17 protein-coding genes are annotated in these 17,658 nt (G+C 67.0%); 3 read left to right on the plus strand and 14 right to left on the minus strand.

The annotated features are described in order from the left end of the window. The first annotated feature begins 23 nt into the window (after positions 1 to 23). From ASD73_RS09855 to pal, 3 genes are all read left to right on the plus strand, one after another. A complete protein-coding gene (locus tag ASD73_RS09855) occupies positions 24 to 827 on the plus strand; it encodes a hypothetical protein (protein ID WP_235534291.1) in 804 nt (267 codons plus the stop codon). A gap of 5 nt (positions 828 to 832) precedes the next feature. Beyond that, positions 833 to 2,203: a Tol-Pal system beta propeller repeat protein TolB gene (gene tolB / locus ASD73_RS09860; protein ID WP_056376015.1), complete on the plus strand. Its 1,371-nt coding sequence runs from the start codon at positions 833 to 835 to the stop codon at positions 2,201 to 2,203. Between the two features lie 100 nt (positions 2,204 to 2,303). Then, positions 2,304 to 2,822 carry a peptidoglycan-associated lipoprotein Pal gene (pal, locus tag ASD73_RS09865; RefSeq protein WP_171013523.1) on the plus strand — a complete coding sequence of 173 codons (519 nt, stop codon included), beginning with the start codon at positions 2,304 to 2,306 and terminating at the stop codon, positions 2,820 to 2,822. Here pal and ASD73_RS09870 read toward each other — a convergent pair. From ASD73_RS09870 to ASD73_RS09935, 14 genes are all read right to left on the minus strand, one after another. After that, the gene (locus tag ASD73_RS09870; RefSeq protein ID WP_056373454.1) at positions 2,809 to 3,576 is read right to left on the minus strand and encodes a prepilin peptidase; all 768 of its coding nucleotides are present in this window, start codon (positions 3,574 to 3,576) and stop codon (positions 2,809 to 2,811) included. The two genes, pal and ASD73_RS09870, sit on opposite strands and share 14 nt — an antisense overlap. A 7-nt stretch (positions 3,577 to 3,583) precedes the next feature. After that, positions 3,584 to 4,300, minus strand: coding sequence for a type II secretion system protein N (gene gspN, locus ASD73_RS09875; RefSeq protein WP_056371899.1), 717 nt, complete (start codon positions 4,298 to 4,300; stop codon positions 3,584 to 3,586). After that, a complete protein-coding gene (gene gspM / locus ASD73_RS09880) occupies positions 4,297 to 4,779 on the minus strand; it encodes a type II secretion system protein GspM (RefSeq protein ID WP_056371901.1) in 483 nt (160 codons plus the stop codon). The genes gspN and gspM overlap by 4 nt, the downstream gene beginning before the upstream one ends. After that, positions 4,776 to 5,921, minus strand: a complete 1,146-nt coding sequence (gene gspL / locus ASD73_RS09885) for a type II secretion system protein GspL (RefSeq protein ID WP_056371903.1) — start codon at positions 5,919 to 5,921, stop codon at positions 4,776 to 4,778. The genes gspM and gspL overlap by 4 nt, the downstream gene beginning before the upstream one ends. Before the next feature lies 1 nt (position 5,922). Continuing rightward, positions 5,923 to 6,930, minus strand: coding sequence for a type II secretion system minor pseudopilin GspK (gene gspK / locus ASD73_RS09890; protein ID WP_056371905.1), 1,008 nt, complete (start codon positions 6,928 to 6,930; stop codon positions 5,923 to 5,925). Further along, complete coding sequence (gspJ, locus tag ASD73_RS09895; protein WP_056371907.1) at positions 6,927 to 7,538, minus strand: type II secretion system minor pseudopilin GspJ; 612 nt, start codon at positions 7,536 to 7,538, stop codon at positions 6,927 to 6,929. The genes gspK and gspJ overlap by 4 nt, the downstream gene beginning before the upstream one ends. Beyond that, positions 7,535 to 7,912, minus strand: coding sequence for a type II secretion system minor pseudopilin GspI (gspI, locus tag ASD73_RS09900; protein WP_082521464.1), 378 nt, complete (start codon positions 7,910 to 7,912; stop codon positions 7,535 to 7,537). Before gspI ends, gspJ begins: the two co-directional genes overlap by 4 nt. Continuing rightward, positions 7,902 to 8,384 carry a GspH/FimT family pseudopilin gene (locus ASD73_RS09905; RefSeq protein WP_056371909.1) on the minus strand — a complete coding sequence of 161 codons (483 nt, stop codon included), beginning with the start codon at positions 8,382 to 8,384 and terminating at the stop codon, positions 7,902 to 7,904. The genes gspI and ASD73_RS09905 overlap by 11 nt, the downstream gene beginning before the upstream one ends. Then, positions 8,359 to 8,838: a type II secretion system major pseudopilin GspG gene (gspG, locus tag ASD73_RS09910; RefSeq protein WP_056371911.1), complete on the minus strand. Its 480-nt coding sequence runs from the start codon at positions 8,836 to 8,838 to the stop codon at positions 8,359 to 8,361. The genes ASD73_RS09905 and gspG overlap by 26 nt, the downstream gene beginning before the upstream one ends. Before the next feature lie 3 nt (positions 8,839 to 8,841). Then, the gene (gene gspF / locus ASD73_RS09915; protein ID WP_056371913.1) at positions 8,842 to 10,056 is read right to left on the minus strand and encodes a type II secretion system inner membrane protein GspF; all 1,215 of its coding nucleotides are present in this window, start codon (positions 10,054 to 10,056) and stop codon (positions 8,842 to 8,844) included. Continuing rightward, complete coding sequence (locus ASD73_RS09920) at positions 10,049 to 11,542, minus strand: GspE/PulE family protein (RefSeq protein ID WP_056371916.1); 1,494 nt, start codon at positions 11,540 to 11,542, stop codon at positions 10,049 to 10,051. The genes gspF and ASD73_RS09920 overlap by 8 nt, the downstream gene beginning before the upstream one ends. Continuing rightward, entirely contained in the window at positions 11,539 to 13,752 is a 2,214-nt protein-coding gene (gene gspD / locus ASD73_RS09925) for a type II secretion system secretin GspD (RefSeq protein ID WP_056371918.1), read from the minus strand. Before gspD ends, ASD73_RS09920 begins: the two co-directional genes overlap by 4 nt. A 6-nt stretch (positions 13,753 to 13,758) precedes the next feature. Beyond that, the gene (locus ASD73_RS09930) at positions 13,759 to 14,640 is read right to left on the minus strand and encodes a type II secretion system protein N (protein ID WP_082521465.1); all 882 of its coding nucleotides are present in this window, start codon (positions 14,638 to 14,640) and stop codon (positions 13,759 to 13,761) included. A gap of 274 nt (positions 14,641 to 14,914) precedes the next feature. Then, complete coding sequence (locus ASD73_RS09935; protein WP_056371920.1) at positions 14,915 to 17,623, minus strand: TonB-dependent receptor domain-containing protein; 2,709 nt, start codon at positions 17,621 to 17,623, stop codon at positions 14,915 to 14,917. Positions 17,624 to 17,658 lie beyond the last annotated feature (35 nt).

The following is a 17,658-nucleotide window of genomic DNA, read 5'->3' on the forward strand; positions in this document are numbered from 1 at the left end:
AGACGATGGCCGAAACACGGGCAGTGAGGGGGAATGAAGGACGCGGCATCGCCATCGCGGTGGCGGCGCATGTCATCATCATCGGTCTGCTCTCGGTCCAGTGGACCGCGGGCGACCGGCGGTTCGACAATCCCCCGATGGAAGTCGACCTGATCGCCGAAACCGCGGTCCAATCGACCGCGCCGGTGATCAGCGAGACGCCCCCCGCCGCGCGGCTTGGCGAAGAGGATAATGTCGACGTTGCAGCGCCCGAGCCGGTGCCCGCGCCGCCGCTGCCCGAACCGGTGGTACGGCCGACACCCGCGCCGACACCCAAACAGGTTGCGAGGCCCAAGGCGACACCGCCGAAGCAGCCACCCGCTGCGCAAAAGGCGCAGCCCAAGGCCGCACCGAAAGCACCGCCCGCAAAGAACCGCCCTGCCCGCCCGACCGGTCGCCTCGATGGCATTGCCGAAGGGCTCTCCAAATCGCAGCCCAAATCGCCCGCGAGCAAAGGTGCGCCCGCTGCAGCCACAGCCGCCGAAGTCCGGCGATCGATCGACGTCAGCATCAAGTCCGCGGTCGCGCCGCGCTGGAACGGCTGCCGCATCTCGGGGGTCGATGTCGATCAGCTCAAAACCGTCGTGAAATTCCGCCTGACCCAGTCGGGGGCGCTCGCCGGCTTCACCAGCGTCACGACCAGCGGCGAGAACGACAGCAACAAATTCCAGATCCAGCGCCACCAGGAATGCGCCAAACGCGCGGTGGAACTCGCCGCACCCTTCGACCTGCCCGAGGAAAATTACAGCTTCTGGCAGAATTACACGCTCGATTTCATCAAGAGGTAAGAGAAATGCTCCTCCGTCCGATCAGCCTTTCGCTCGCCCTGCTGCTCACCGCGGCACCGGTCCTCGCGCAAACCCCGGCCGCCCCGACGCCGCCCGCGGTCACGCAGACCGAGCCGCGCGAGACAATCRAAGGCACGCTGTCGCAGGACCGCACGGTCATTGCGATCCCCGCGCTCGCCACATCGTCGGTGCAAAATGTTGCCGGGCTCCGTACCGACAGCCTCGGCCGCCAGATCGCCGAAGTCATCGCCGCCGACCTTGAACGCAGCGGCCTTTACGACCCTATGGGCCCGAGCGGAATTCCGACGATCAGCCGCGCCGAGGTGCAGGCGCCGCGTTTTGCCGAATGGCAAGCGCGCAATGCTGAAAATGTCGTCCACGGCTTCGTCGATGCGAGCGGGACCGGCGGCCTCGTCGTCGGCTGTTATCTCTACGACACCGCGCTCGGCAGCGAGCTTGTCCGCAAGGGCTTCGAAATCCAGCCCGGCGACTGGCGCCGCGCCGCGCATAAATGCGCCGACGCCATCTATTCGCGCCTGTCGGGCGAAGCGCCCTTCTTCGACAGCCGCGTCGCCTATATCGCCGAGAGCGGACCCAAGGGGAACCGCATCAAGCGGCTCGCGATCATGGACAGCGACGGCGGCAACCACCGTTTCATCACCAACGGCCAGGCGCTCGCCATCAGCCCGCGTTTCTCGCCCGATTACAAGAAGATCGTCTACGTCAGCTATTTGAACAACCGCGTCCGCGTCTTCATCTACGACGTCGCGGCGGGTTCGCAGAAGCTGGTGACCGAAAGCTCGAACGCGACCTTCGCGCCGCGCTGGTCGCCCGACGGCACGCAGATCCTCTATTCGATGGCGGTGAACGGCAACACCGACATCTATCGCATCTCGGCGAACGGCGGCACCCCAGTGCGACTGACGAGCACCCCGGGCATCGATGTCGGGGGCAGCTTCTCGCCCGACGGCAAGAAGATCGTGTTCGAGAGCGACCGGTCGGGTGGCCAGCAGGTCTATACGATGAACATCGACGGATCGAACCAACAGCGGATCAGCTTTGGCGGCGGGCGCGCCGCGACCCCCGAATGGTCGCCGCGCGGCGATCTGATCGCCTTCACCCGCATGGGCGGCGGCGAGTTCCGCATCGGGGTGATGACCCCGTCGGGCGGCGGCGTGCGGATGCTGACCAACAGTTGGCAGGACGAGGCGCCGACCTGGTCGCCGAACGGCCGCGTCATCCAGTTCTTCCGCACCACCCCGGGGCGCGAAGGCAAATCGAGCCTGTGGCAGGTCGACCTGACCGGGGTGAACATGCGCCGCCTGCCGACCCCGCAAGACGGGTCGGACCCCAGCTGGGGGCCGGTACTTCCCTGAGGAAAACCGGAACCAAAGGGGCGCGATCGGGTTCAACTATCGCGTCCTGAACGGGCCAATTCGGCCGCAAGAATATTTTCAACAACAAGAGGACAGAGACATGACGATACGGAAAAGCACCGCGATGATCGCGGCGATCACCATGCTTGCTGTTGGCGCCTGCGCGAAAAAGGCCCCTGACACGCTCCCCCCCGCCCCCGAAGGCACCGGCACCGATACGGGCGCCGGCACCGGCACCGGCGTGGTCCCCGGATCGCAAGAAGATTTCCTCGCCAGCGTGGGCGCCATGGGCGACCGCGTTTTCTTCGACTATGACCAGTATAATGTCGACGCGCAGGATCAGGCGACGTTGCAGACCCAGTCGCAGTGGTTGCAGCGCAACCCCGCAGTCCGCGTCACGCTCGAAGGCCATGCCGACGAACGCGGCACCCGCGATTACAACATCGCGCTCGGTGAGCGCCGCGCGAACGCCGCGAAAAATTATCTCGCCTCGCTCGGCGTCGATCCGTCGCGCATCCAGGTCATCAGCTATGGCAAGGAACGCCCGGCCGAAATCGGTTCGACCGAGGAAGCCTATGCCAAGAACCGCCGCGCGGTGACGGTCGTTATCGGGCGCTAAGAAGCGGCCATAAAGGCACCGTCGCGAAGGCGGCGGTGCAGGCAAAGACACCGAAGGGGACCCGTCGCTCGGCGAGCGGTCGGTCCCCTTTTCCTTGGGCGATGAGCGCCCAGACGATCCCGCCGAGGCTCGCGAGCAGGAGCATCAGCGGCAGCGCCTGCCAGCCGAGCCAGGCGCCGATCGCCGCGACCAGTTTGGGATCGCCGCCGCCCATCCCCTCGGCACCGCGCGCGCGCCGATAGGCCCAAGCGATCAGTGCGAGTATCAGGCCTCCGGCCAACGCTCCGATCCAGCGGTCGATGAGCGATGTGCCTAGCATCGGTCCCGCAACGAGCAGGCCGACAATCCCGAGCAGCAGGTTGAGGCGGTCGGGCAGCCAGAAATGGCGCGCGTCGAGCAGCGCCAGCGGCAACAGCAGCCAGCCGAACAAAGCCCAGAGCCAGCCCCCCGCGGTCCCGGGCATGAGAGCCAGCGCCATGGCACCGATCAGCGCTGAACCCAGCTCGACGCGCCAGTGGAAAGGATCGATCGCCTCGTTGCATGTCCGGCAGCGCCCGCGCCATGCCAACGCCGAGAGCAACGGGACGAGATCGAGAGCGCCAAGCGGCCGCCCGCAGCCGTCGCATTGCGAGCGCCCCAGCACCGAGCGCCCCACGGGCCAGCGCAGCACCAGCGTCGCGATAAAGCTGCCGGCCATGAGCCCGATCAGCGCGGCAAAGACGACGCCCGTGCCGAAGGGCAAGGCATCGAGGATCGTCACGTCAGAAGCGGCCCGATGTCGCCAGCACGAAACCGGTGGCTCCGGCCTTGAACCCCAGTGCGGCGAGCGCGCCCGCCATCGCCGGATCGCGATCGACATTGATCGCGAACTGCGCGCGGTACGCGCCGCTGCCATCGAACGACAAGGTCAGCCGCTCCATTCCCGACTGGCTGGCGAGCGACGCCTGCGCACGCCCGTTCGCGCACGCCAGAGGCCCCGACAGGCCGCGCGAGAGGTCGAGCCCCGCGATGGGGGCGGTGACCGAGAGCTGGATTCGGCCGCTTGCGACGGCGCATTTGCCCGCGTCATCGAAGCGTATCGTGGCGCCTTCGAACCGGATCGTATCGACGGGGATCATGCCGAGCCCGCCCGACATCGACGTTGTGCCGCTGACGTCGGAGACGCCGCGCGGGTCGCTGCCGTGGAGGCGGCCCGCGAGCGCGCCAAGCCGTTCGTCGGCGCGCGAGAAAGCGAGCTCGGTGCGCGCGCCGAGCAGCGCGAGCGGCGACAGGCTGGCGCGCACCGTGCCGAGCGGCAGAACGCCAAGCCGTGCGTCGACCAACTCGCCCGACCAGACCGACCCGCGAACCTCACGCGCGGTGATGCCCGCATCGGTCGCGCCCGAAAGGCCAAGCGCGAGCCGCATCGGGAAGGTCGCGATAGTGAGGATTAACGCGAGCAGCAGCGCCGCAATCGCCCAACGCCTGCGCGCGCTCATTGCCCGCCCTTCCGAAGTTCGGCGGTCAGGCCGACGGTGCCATCGGCGGCGGGTGTGATCGTCAGCTGGTCGACGACGAAACCCTGCCCCTCGAGCGAGGCGAGCCAGTCGGTGAGCACCGTCGCGCGCGCGGTGGCAATCGCGATCGTCGCCTGCCCCGCGCCGCGCGCCTCATTGCGGTCGAGCGTCAGCCCGATCTCGCCCGCCGATTGCGCAAGATATTGGTCGATCGCGACCGCATCGACCGAGGCGGCGACCGATTTCGCCGGACGCCGCGCGAGCAATTGCACCTTCGCCGCCACGCGCCCTTCGCGCTCGATCGCGGCGCGATGCTGATTTTCGAGATCGACGAACAGCGCGACCGCCGGACGGCCGAGCCCCCACAGGATGACGCCGAGCGCCAGCAAGCCGGCGACACCGACGAGCCAGCGTTCGCGGAGCGAGAGGGCGATCCACCAGTTCTGCAGTCGCTCGGTCATGGTACCGCCCGGATCGTGATATTGGCCATTTGCTGCCCGTCGCTGCCCGCCATCGGCTGCGCGGTGATGCGATACCCGCGCGCCTGTAGTGCCAGCAGCACCTTGTTGATATCCTCGACGCGCGGTGCCGCGAGCGTCGTCGTCAGCGTTCCGTCGGTGCGGTGCGACAGCGTCCTCAGCGTCACGCCCGGCGCATCGCCCATCGCATCGTAAAGCGCCGATGCCGGCACCGAGAAGGCGAGCGGTCCGCCACCCGCAGCGGCAAGGCGGCGGTCGAGTTCCGCTTCCGCCACGGTCGCATCGGGCGCGGTCACCCCGGCCTTCTTTGCCATCGCGACGACCGCGTCGTCGGCGCGGCCGGTGTCGGACGACAGGCGCACCGCATAGATGACCGGGATGAGCAGGCTCACGGCAATAAGCGCGATCGCGAGGCGCTTCGCCAGCCGCAGCATCGCCGGATCGACCGACCAGCTGCGCTTGGGCTTCCACCCCCCGCTGAGCAGGTCGAGCGGCGGCGCGGCGAGCGTCAGCAGCAGCGCCTCGCGCATCCGGTCGGCATCGAGCGGCAGCGCAGCGTGCCCGCCCGCGATCAGCGGATCGAGTTCGGGATCAGAGACCCAGGCGCGGTCGGCGGTGCGGACGATCCGCTCGCCGCCGACCTCGGCTGTCCAAAGCGTGTCAGGTTCAGGCGGCGGCACCGCCACCGCGGCCGGGATAATCGCGGCGGGGGTCAGATCGCGCGCCTTCAGCCAGTCGGTCCAGGCGGTCATCGCGGCGTGGGTGGTCACCGCAACCGCGACCGCCTGTCCCTCGCCCGCGGGTTGCCCCGCGACGACGTGCAACGTTGCAGCATCGCCCAAGCTGTTCTTCAGCGCATCGATCCGCGCTGCCGCGGCCGCCTGTGCGGGCGCGGCGTCGGGATAATGCAGCCAGCGCAGCGGGACATCGGAGGCCGGCGCCAACGCGACCAGCCGGTCGGCGGCGCTATCGTCGCGCGGCTTTTCCCACGCGCCGACCCACCCGTCGTCCTGCCCGCTATCGACGATCACGCCATCATCGACGCGCAGCCAAGCGGCATCGGAACCATCGCCTTCGCCAAGCGCCGCCACGGGGGGCAGCCAGAGAACCAGCGTGCGCGTCATATCAGTCGCTCTCGCCCCAATCGCGGCGCACGATCACCGGCGGCGTCATGCCGGCGGACGGCGCCCCGCCATTGGCATCGATCAGCGAAACTGCGGTCAAGAAACCGTCCCCCATCGTCACATTCGTCGTCAGCGCCAGCCAGCGGCTGTTCACGCCCGCCTGTTCGGCAACATCGTTCGGCGGTTTCCGTCCTTCGAACGGACCCGCCTCCCAGAATCGTACGCTGCTGCCATAGCCGCCAGCGGGGCGCGCCGCCAGCACCGCCCGCGCTTTCGCAACGCCGATTTCGCCGGGGGAAAGCATCGCCACCAGCGGCGCCTGTTCGGGCGCGAGCGTGTTGACGTTGAGCTTCACCGGATCGGTCACCGGCAGCACGCAGATCCAGGGTTTCAGGCGTGCATAGATTTTGGGCGTCACCCCGCGCACTGCGCGGAGTTCGCTGACATCGGCCATCTTGCGGTTCGCGGGCAGATAAGCGCCCTGCATCGACCGATAGGCATTGTCCTCGGCGCCGAGCGGGCCATCGTTGCTGTCGCTGTCGATCCAGTCGGCGGCCGCGCCCGCGATCGCCTGTGCCTGACCCGGATCGATCCCCAGCAAGGCCATCAGTTCGCCGAACTGGCGCATCGAGCCCGACCGCTGGCTGAAGCGCCCCGGCACGGTCTCGGCGACCAGGCTGTTGAGGTTGAAGCAGTTGTTCGCGTCGGTCAGCTTCGCGCGCCCCTCACCGCCCGGTAGCGGCAGGGTAAAGTCACGCCCGAGCCAGTTTCCCGCGAGCGTCAGCTTGGCCGGATCCCGCCCGACAAGGTCGGCGACGCGGCGCAGTGCAATCTGTTCGGCGGCGAAGGCGTAGGCGCGGCCCTGATCGACTGTCGCCGCGCTGCCCGCGATGCGCGTCGCAAGCGTCAGCCGGTCGAGCGCGGTCGCCGCGATCACCGCCATCACCGCGACGAGCAGCAATACAGTGAGCAGCGCCGCCCCGCGTTCGTCCTTCGCGCCGGGGCTCATGGTGTGGGCACCCCTTGCGCGGGCGGCGGCGGGAGCGTGGGCGCGGTCAGAAACAACATCGTCAGCGCCTCGCGCCCCGTGCGGGTCACCCGCACCTCGACTGCGCGCGGCAAGCGGTCGCCCGGCTCCGAACTCCAGACCTCGCCCCAATTGCCTCGTTCGTCGCGGTATCGCACCGCGACGCTGGCAACGTCGGCGATCAGCCGGTCGCCCTCGCCGAGCGCGGTGCCGTCGAGCATGGGCTGCGTCGCGCGGCGCCATTCGTTGCCGACGCGGGCATAGGCGACGCGCTCGATCGCGGGCCGCGGGCTACCGTCCTGCGAACCTGCGCCACCGTGAACGAATGCAAAGCCGGTCGACGATCCGATAAAGGCAGGAACCGCTTCCCCCGCGGGCCCGCGCGTCGGACGCTGGACCGCTTGCGCCAGATCGTTCGCCATCACCGCGCGGAGGCGGTTGATCCCACCCATCGCCTTCAACCGTTCCTGCACGGCATCCTGCGTATCGATGCTGCTGCGCAGCAGGCCGACGCCCATCGCCGCGATCGCCGCGAAGATGGAGAGTGCGACCAGCATCTCGACAAGGGTAAAGCCGCGCTCGTCCCTCATCGCGACGGCCGGATGATCGTCAGCGCCGCCTGCCCGCGCCCGCTTTCGGGGCGGACGAGCAAATCGATGCGCAGCAGGGCGTCGTCGGCGGTCTTTGCGACGCGCTGCTCGATGCGCCAGTTGCGCCCGGCGTTCGCGACGCCGACGGCACTGTTGCCGATCGTCGGCGGCGCCGGATCGGTCCACAGTTCGACCGCGCGGTTCTGCGCGACGATGCCCGCCATCGTGCTTTCGTCGAGGTCGCCGGCGGTGCGCACCGCATAGGCATCGAGGCGGATGAGCGCGAGCGCGGCGATGCTGATGACGCTCAAGGCCACCAGCATTTCGAGCAATGTGAACCCGCTTTCGCGGCCTTGGACGCGATCACGGCCCACGGCTGACCTCCCCGGTCGCCGAGACGCGCACAATCTCGCGCGCATCGCCGCCCGTGAGCACAACCGCCTGCGGCGTCGGACTGATGCCGACGCGGTCGAACAGGATGCGTGCCGCCCCCTGCCCGTCGCCCGCCGCGAAGCGCACGTCGCCGGGCCAGTTCCGTTGCTCGAACGCCCGGCCGGGGAGCGGTTGCCATTCGCCCGAAATCCGCCGTTCGAAGCCATAGCCCGACGGCGCAAAATTGACCGCGACGCTGCGCCCCTCGATCACCGCGACGTCGCGCGCGGCGGCAAGGCGCGCGGCGAGCCGGTCGGCCTCGCTGCGGACCGTGCGTTCTTCACCGGGAATGGTGAGGATGACGGCGGTCGCGGCGAGCGCCATGATCGCGAGCACGACCATCAGTTCGACGAGCGTGAAGCCGTTTGGCGCCCGGCGCGTCCGCGCGTCAGCCGTCGCTGCGAATATCCGCATTGTCGTCGGTCCCGCCGGGGGCGCCGTCGGCACCGAGCGACCAGACGTCGAACGCCTTTCCGTTCGGCCCCGGCGCCTGATAATTATAGGGGCGGCCCCACGGATCGGCGGGCAGCTTCTTGATATAGCCGCCGCGGCGATAGCGTTCGGGCTGCGCGAGCGCCGGCGGCGCGACGGTCAGTGCGTTCAGCCCGTCAGTCGATGCCGGATAGGTCAGGTTGTCGAGCCGGTATTGCTCGAGCGCATTTTCGAGCGTCGCGATATCGGCCCTGGCCTTGGTCACCATCGCACGGTCCTGGCTGGGCAGGACGTTGATCATCACCACCGTGGCGAGCAGGCCGATAATGAAGATCACGACCATCAATTCGGTCAGCGTGAAGCCGCGCTCGTCTTTCTTGCGGGGCGGCCGACCGGAGTCGAGCATCAGGCGAATGAAAAGCTGCATCAGGGACATTTATTATAGACCTGCAAGGTTCTGCAACTGAAGGATCGGAAGCAGGATGGCGAGGATGATAAGGGCAACGCACCACCCCATAACGACAATTATGACAGGTTCGAGAAGCGCCATCGACGCGGCCGTGAAGCGGTCGAATTCGCGTTCGAGATAATCGGCCGCCCTTTCGAGCATCTGTTCGAGCCGGCCCGCGCTTTCGCCGCTGGCGGTCATATAGACGAGCAAGGGCGGGAAGACGCCGGCATCGCGGAGCGCGGCGGACAGGCTGCCACCCGCGCGCACCTGATCGACGATCGTGGCGGTCGCGCCGGCGAGCGCAGCATTGCGGATCGTCGGCAGCGTGAGCCGCAAGCCGTCGACGAGCGGCAGACGGCTCGATACCATCGTCGACAGCGTGCGCGCAAAGCGCGCGGCGTAAAGATCGCGGAGCAGGCGGCCGAACAGCGGCAGCCGAAGCAGCCGCGCATCGACACGCGCCTTGAACGCGGGACGGCGCATCGCGCGGACCCAGCCAAAGGTCCCCCCAGCGATCAGCAGCGCGATCAGCCACCACCAGCTCGCGGCGAAGCTGGAAATCGCGATCACTGCGCGCGTCAGGAAGGGCAGTTGCTGGCCGACGTCGGTGAATTGCTCGACGACGCGCGGGACGACGAAGATCAGCAGCGCCGCGACGACGCCGATCGCGACCACCGCGAGCACGATCGGATAGGCGAGCGCGGCGATCAGCTTGCCGCGCACCTCGGCCTGCCGTTCGAGCAGGTCGGCGAGGCGCGCGAGGATCGTCGTCAGGCTGCCCGTCGTTTCGCCCGCCGCGACCATCGCACGGTACAGCGGCGGAAAGCTTCGCGGCTGACGCCCCATGGCGTCGGCGAGACGGCGGCCCTCGAGCAGGCCCGCGTGGACGTCGCCGATGACATTGCGCGCGCTTTCGGCCTCACTCTGACGCGTGAGCGTACGCAGCGCCTCTTCGAGCGGTGCGACCTCGGCAAGCGTTGCGAGCTGGCGCGTGAAGAGCGCAAGTTCCTTGCTGCCCAATTTATTCTTGCGGAAAGCGAGCAACGAACGGCCCGCGGGCTTCGCGCCCGCCGCCTCGACCGCGACGATATGGAATTTGCGGCGAATCAGGTCGGCGCGCGCGGCATCGTCGTTGGCGGCGGTCAGCCGTCCCTTGCGCTCGCGGCCCTGCGGATCGATCGCCACATAGCGATAATCAGGCATCGATTTCCTCGCGCCGCGCGATGCGGATCGCCTCCTCGGCCGTCGTCAGCCCTTTCGCCACCATCGTCCGCGCAGCCGACGCCAGCGTCGGCGATTTCAGGAAGGCATGACGCGTGATCATCGCCTCGTCGCCGCCATTGTAGATGTAGCGGCGCACGGTCTCGTCGACCTTAATCGCCTCGAACACGCCGATGCGGCCTTTGTAGCCAGTGCCGCTGCACTGCTCGCAGCCCTTCGGCCGCCAGATGACGGTGCCGATGTCGAGGCCGAGGATCGCCGCTACGCTGTTGTCGGCCTGCACGGGTTCGCGGCAATGATTGCAAAGCTTGCGGACGAGCCGCTGCGCGATGACGGCGCGCAGCGTCGAGGCGAGCAGGAAGGGCTCGACCTTAAGGTCCTTGAGGCGCGTGATCGCGCCGACCGCGTCATTCGTGTGGACGGTCGAGAGCACGAGGTGGCCGGTCAGCGACGCCTGCACCGCGATATCGGCGGTTTCGCGGTCGCGGATTTCGCCGACCATCACGACGTCGGGATCCTGGCGTAGGATCGCGCGCAGCCCCGCAGCGAAATCGAGCCCGACCTTGGAGTTCACCTGCGTCTGGCCGACGCCGTCGACGGCATATTCGACGGGGTCCTCGACGGTCAGGATATTGCGCTGGCCATCGTTGAGCTGCTTGAGCGCGGCATAAAGCGTCGTTGTCTTGCCCGACCCCGTCGGGCCGGTGACGAGGATGATGCCATTGGGTTCTGCAAGCGCTTCGCGAAGGATCTGATCGGCGGCGCCGGTCAGGCCGAGGACGTCGAAGTCGATCCCCGCCGCATCCTTGTCGAGGATCCGCATCACGACGCGCTCACCTGCTCGGCTTGGGAGCGTCGAAACGCGCACGTCGACCGCTTTACCCGCAAGCGTCAGCCCGATGCGCCCGTCCTGCGGCACGCGGCGCTCGGCGATGTCGAGGCGCGCCATCACCTTGATGCGGCTGACGACGACGGGCGCGACGTGCGGCGGCATACGAAGGTGTTCGCGCAGCACACCGTCGGTGCGCATCCGCACGACAAGCCCGCTTTCATAGGGTTCGATATGGATGTCGCTGACGCCCTGCCGCACCGCTTCGGCGATGATCGCGTTGATCAGGCGGATCGCGGGGGCATCGTCGGCGCTGTCGAGCAGATCCTCGGCGCTCGGCAGGCTGAAATCGATGTCGCTGCCGTCGAGCGACCCCGCCATCGCGGCTGCCGAGCTGTCGACGGCATAATGGTCGGAGAGCAGGCGATCGAAATCGGCGACGCTCGCGGTCGCCACCCGCAGCGGCTGCGCGAGATAACGTTTCACCTCGATCAGTACCGCGGGGTCGGCGCCTTCGCGCAAGGTCGCGAGCCAGGCGCCGCCCTCGCCCTGCGCGATGACGACACCGTGCGTGCGGGCAAAGCCGTAGGGAATATCTACCGGCGCCGGGGGAGGCGCCGCCGGTTCGATGTCGGTCACGGATAGTCTCCGGTTGGCGGTGCGGGCGCCTGCGAAATCGAGGGCGGAACGTCGGTCGTGGTGACGCTGCCGTCGGGTCCGCGCAGTTCGGGCAGGTTGACCGGGCCGACGGTGATGTCGGCGGCGGTCGGCGCGGTGGGCGCGGGCGGCACCGCCCCCAGATAGTCGCGCACCAGCGTATCGATCGCGGGTTCCTCGCCCGGATTACGCTGGAGCTGGAAGTCGCGGATATAGCCGTAACGGCGCGCGGTGAGCGCGGCATTGTCCTCGCGATTGCGCAGGATCGTCGGACGGATGAAGACCATCAAATTGGTCTTCGACCGCGTGCGGCTGCGCGATTTGAACAATTCGCCGAGCAGCGGAATGTCGCTGAGCAGCGGGATGCGCTCGATCGTCTTGCGCTCGTCGTCGTTGAGCAGTCCGCCGATCGCGAGAATCTCGCCATCGTCGACGGTTAGCACGGTTTCGAAGGAGCGCTTGTTGAGGATGAGATCACTGTTGCGCGACGATACCGGGCCAGCAACGCTTGACACTTCCTGGCGCAGGAACATCTTTACTTCGCCGGCGCCATTGACCTGCGGCGTCACCTCCAGCTTGATCCCGACCTCTTCGCGCTGGACGGTGCGGAAGGCGTTTTCGAAATTGTCGCCCAGCTGTTCGCCCGTGGTGATCGGCACGTCCTGCCCGACAAGGAATTTCGCCGCCTGATTGTCGAGTGTCACGATATGCGGGGTCGCGAGCAGGTTCGACGTGGTGTCCGACTTCACCGCGTTGATGATCGCGCCGAAAATCGTGTTCTTGCCGATGTCTCCCGCGAAACCCGCGAAACCGCCGGTCGCCGCGAGCAGCGACGCCGCCGCCGCTTCCTGCAAGCTGTTGCCGAGCGAGCTGGTGGTCTGGGTAACGACGGTTTCGCCATCGACCGTGGTCTTGTCCTGCGTCAGCTTGGTCGCGGCATAGGCGCCGCCGAGCGTCAGGATGTTGGGCTGCGCATTGCTGTAGCTCGTGGCGACGAACGGGATATTCTTGCCGCCGAGCAGGAACTGGACGCCGAGGCGTTTCGCCGCATCGTCGCCGATCTCGACGACGATCGCCTCGACCAGCACCTGTTGCCGTCGGCTGTCGAGCTGGCGGATCAGTTCGCCGAGCATGCGCTGCACTTCGCTGTTGGCGGCGACGATGATCGCGTTCGCGCCTTCGTAACGCGTGATGATCGCGGGGCCGCGGGTCGAGATGCTGCCGGTTCCGCCGCCACCGACCGACGTCGGACCAGCGGGGGCGGCGGAAGCCGCCGGCGCGCTGTTACCGTTGGACGACGACATTGACGAAGAGGAGGCGGGCGGCAGACCGGCCTTCTGCACGGGGTCGCTGCCGCCGCCGATGAGCTGTTGCAGCGTCGGCAGCAAGGTTTCGGCATTGGCATGTTCGAGCCAATAGACGCGGAGTTCGGTGCCGCCCGCCGCCTTCGCGTCGAGGTCGTTCGCCATCGATACGAAACGGGCTACCATCGCCTGATCGCCCCTGAGGGCAATCGCATTGCTGCTGTCGATCGGCACGATCGCGACAGGCTTTTGCGCACCCTCGCCCGCCGCCGGGACGAGCGCCTGCAGCGCGGCGGCGATTTCGCGCGCGCCGGCATTTTTCAGGGTAACGATCTGGCTGGTCGAGCTGTCGCGGTCGATGCTCGACGCGAGCGCGCGGATGCGGCGGATATTGTCGGCAAAATCGGCGACGACAAGGCTGTTTGCGTTGCGGTTCGCGGTCAGCGATCCCTGCGCGCTGACGAGCGGGCGCAACGTTTCGACCGCCGAGACCGCGTCGATGTAACGCAGGCGGATGATTTCGGTGACGAACTGGTTCTGCGCCGCGCCGCTGCTCCCGATCCGGCCGGGCTGCGCCGCGGCGCCGTCGATCGGCTGAACGCGGTAGCTGCCACTCGGTCCGGGGACCGCGACAAGGCCGTTCGAGCGCAAGGTCGCGAGGAAAATCTCGAAATATTCGCTGCGCGACAGCGGCCGGTCGGTGACGACCGACACCTTGCCGTTCACGCGGCCATCGATGACGAAAGTCCGACCGGTGACCCGCGCCGCATCCTGGATGAAGGCGCGAATGTCGGCATCGCGGACGTTGAGCGTGTACTGGCCGAACGCCGGTCCCGGCGTGGCGGAAACCAGCGCGGCGGCGAGCATCAGGGAAAGTTTGAGGCGCATAGGTCTCTATTGTTTCGAGAGGAAAATGGCGACGGGAACGACGCTGGCGCCGCGCTCGACTTCGAGCGCGATACGCGCCCCCGGCGTAAGTTGGTTGGCAAGCGCCGCGGCATCGCTTGCCGATCCGATCGGGCGTCCGCCGACCGAACGGATGACGTCGCCGGGGCGCAGGCCGGCGGCACGGAACGCCGCGCCGTCGCCCTGCGGCTGCACGACGATGCCGGTGACGCGGCCGTTTTCAGTGCGCGGGGCAAAACCGACGCCCGCCTTGATCGCTGCGGGGGTCATTTCGCCGCTCGCCGACGCCCCGCCCGACGCGGCCCCGATCTCGGGCGTCGGCGCGGGCAGCGGCGTCGTGGGGTTTGCGACCGGCGCTTCGCCGCTCTGGTCGAGAAACAGGCTTTCGCGCGCGCCGCCGCGGTCGAGCAGGACATGATCGAAGGCGACGCCGGCAAGCTTCAGCCCCGGCGCGATCTCGTCGCCCACAGCATAGCTGGTCTGGATGCCATCCGCACCCGCGATGATCGCCGAGCCGCCGCCCGTCGCTTCGTTGAGGTTGATGCCGAAGAGCGTCAGGCCCGCCGAGGTGACGGTGGTCGACGCGGGCCCCTGCGCATGGCTGCGAAAGAAGGGGTCGAACTGGGAAAAGAGTGCGCGCCGTTCGGCGGGCGATGCGATCACCGCGGCCTGCGGTTGCCACGCGCCGAGCGGGGACAGCGGCGTGAGCAATGTCCAGAGCAAGCGAACGCATTGCCAGACCAGCAGCGCGCCGAGCAGACCGGCAAGCAGCATCGGCCAGATCTCGCGCGGCGAGCGCCCCCCGGTGCGCAACCAGGCTGGCAGCGCGCGCGGCAGCCGAACGGCCGATCCGGACATCAGCGTTGCCATGAAATGTCTCTGTCCCCCCAGACTGAAAAAACCTGTCTCGCGAATCGCCTAGGGGCGAACGGTGACAATCAGTTGACCGGAAGATTACAGTTTTTTGACAGACGGGCGAGTCTGCTGAGGCGACCCGAAGGTATCTTCCCTTTGCCGCGGGGGCAGGAAATGAGCGCCCCGGAAGGGGCTGACGGAAGGGTCGGGATCGACCAGCATCCTTCCATCCAATGCCGCTTCGCGGGCCGCCCCTCCCCGTCGCTATGCGACAGGGAGGATTTTCACGTTAGAACTTCAGCGACGCGCTGAGCGAGAAGGTCCGGCCCAGCTTGTAACGGTTGAGGAAGATGCGGTTGTCGCCCGCTTGTTGCACTTCCTCATAGTTACGCCCGGTCAGGTTGCGCGCCTCGAACTTCAGCTCGATTTCCTTGTCCAGCAGCGAGATGCCCTGACGAGCGACGAAGTCGAGCGAGATGCCCGGCTTTTCGCGGATATCGGGCTGACCCGACGGACCGCGGCTGGTGACGCGCGGGCTGGCATAGGTCAGGAGCAGCGTCTGCTGCGACAGATTGTCCTGATCTTCGAGCCCAATCTGGACGTTAACCAGGTGGTCCGACTGGCCTGTGAGCGGCGCGCCGTCGAAGAAGAAGTTGCTCGCATCCTGCACGACACCGTTGATCACCGTGGTGTCGCCCGCGCCGACCTGAATTTCCGACTTGGTGTAGGTGTAGTTGCCAATCAGCACCAAGCGGCGGCTTGCCCAGAAGGCCGAGTCCGACAATTTGTCGAGCGCGAAATATTTCTGAACCTCGACCTCGCCACCGTAAAGCAACGCTTTGGGCGCATTGGCGAAGCTGGTGTTGGCGATCGAATCCGTGCTGAGCGAGGTGTAAGCCTCGATCGGGTTCTCTATCTTCTTGAAGAAACCCGCCGCGGTGAAACGCTGGTCCTTGGCGAAATACCATTCATAGCGCAGCTCGCTATTCCACAGCTCGCTGTCGGCCAGCGACGGGTTGCCACGGAACTGGCGGTTCGATTCGGGATCCTGATAGATTTGCGCGATGAGTTCGCGGAACTGGGGGCGGGCGATCGTATTCGATGCGTTGAGGCGCAGCTGCATATCGGGCGCCACTTCCCAGGTCAGCGTCATGGCCGGCAGCCAATAGTCATTCTTGATATTGGTTGCCGTAATCGCACTTCCGCCCGTGCCGAACAGGTCGATCGGCACCACCGTCTGCTTGCCATCTTCATAACGCACGCCGACGTTGACGTTCATGCCCGACACGATCTCGGCCTGAAGCTGGGCGTATCCGGCGTGAGTGGTCAGCCCGGCGTCGAACGCCGCCGTGCCGTCCTGCGCCGACGTTTCGACCAGCGTGATGTCATAGAGCTGGATCGACGCGTCGGAGAGCAGATAGTCGGGACGCAACTGCGTCACCGGCACCGGCAGACCCGAGGCGCGAAACTGGAAGGCGCGGCGCACGGCGGTACGGCTCGTGTCGGTATAGGCGTAACCCACCGTCGCGGTAATCTGCGGGGCGAGCTCGTACGACACGTCGACGCCGCCGGACCACAGATCCTCGTTGAGGTCCGAGAAGGCAATCGTCGCGTCGCCGCGGTTGCCGCCCAGGTCGTTGACGAACTTGTCGCCCGTCGGGTCCTGCGTCGTCGGCAGGTTGGTGCGGACATAGGTGAAGCCGCGCTCATAGGGCGCCTCGCGCTGCGAATTGGCATATGCCCCGCGCAGGTCGACCTTCAACGCGTCGAAATGGAATTCGCCGACGAATTGCGTGTTGATCAGCTGGCGCTCGTACCAGGCGGTGTCCTGCTTCATAATGTCGCGGCCAACCTGGTTCGCGTCGGTGCCCAGGCCGAGGCGCGCCTGTTTCAACGTGTCGCGGATAAATAGGTTGGTCCAGCGCAGCTTGTGCTCGCCCATTTCCAGCCCGAATCCGAGCAGCGCGTTCACGACGATGCGATTGTCCGTGATCACGCGGTTGTAGCTCGTCTGCGGATCGCCCGACAGATCCTGGTTCAACGAAGTCTGCTGCAACGTGTCGCGCGTGCGCCACTTGTTGCTGATCCCCGCGGTCGCGATGATGCCGAGTTCGCCGTTCGCGAGGGGGATCGTCGTGCCGCCGGTGATGCCCGCCGACCAGTTGACCGGGATATGATCATTCTGCTGCAGCAACGTCGTGTCGCTGTTGACCAGCTCCATCTGGATGAATTCCAGATCTTCCTGGGAGAAATCGGCGCCTTCGAGGATCGGCTTGCCGCTCGCGAAGGCGGCTTTCAGGAGCGACGGGACATCACGGCTGCCGTCATCGAAGCCGGTGCCGTCGGTGTCGCTGCCATAATAGGTATAGCCAAGCTGGTTCGTCGTCTCGCTGTCCCAGCCGATGCCGCCACTGAAGGTGATGAAAGGTTCGCGCGGGATCGCCTTGGTCGTGAGGTTGATCACGCCCCCGCCGAATTCGCCGGGAAAGTTCGCCGAATAGCTTTTCTGAACGAGCGTCGAATCGATGACGTTCGACGGGAAGATGTCGAGCGGAACGACGCGCTTCAGCGGCTCGGGGCTCGGCAACGGCGAACCGTTGAGCAGCGCGAGCGAGTAACGGTCGCCGAGGCCGCGGACATAGACGAAGCCGCCGCCGACGACCGACAGGCCGGTGACGCGCTGCAGCGAGCCCGAAATGTCGCCTTCGCCGGTACGCGCGATGTCGGCCGACGAGAGGACCGAGACGACTTCGGGGGTCGCGCGAACGACGTTGGGGGTGAAACGGCCGGTGACAACGATTTCCTGATCGGCGCCGCCGGGGATCGAGACATCGCCCTGTTCGTCATCCTGAGCCGCGGCATCCTCGGTCGCGGGCGCTTCGGTCGTGACCGGCGGCGCATCAGGCGCGGGCGCGCCTGTGTCCTGCGCCAGAGCGGCGGGCGCGACGAGAGCGGAGCTGAGGAGAAGCAGGCTGGCAAAGATCGGCCGCTTGGTCATGATGGAAAGTCCCCAAGAATATGCAGGAAGGGAGC

Source organism: Sphingopyxis sp. Root154, assembly GCF_001427105.1.
Taxonomy (GTDB): domain Bacteria; phylum Pseudomonadota; class Alphaproteobacteria; order Sphingomonadales; family Sphingomonadaceae; genus Sphingopyxis.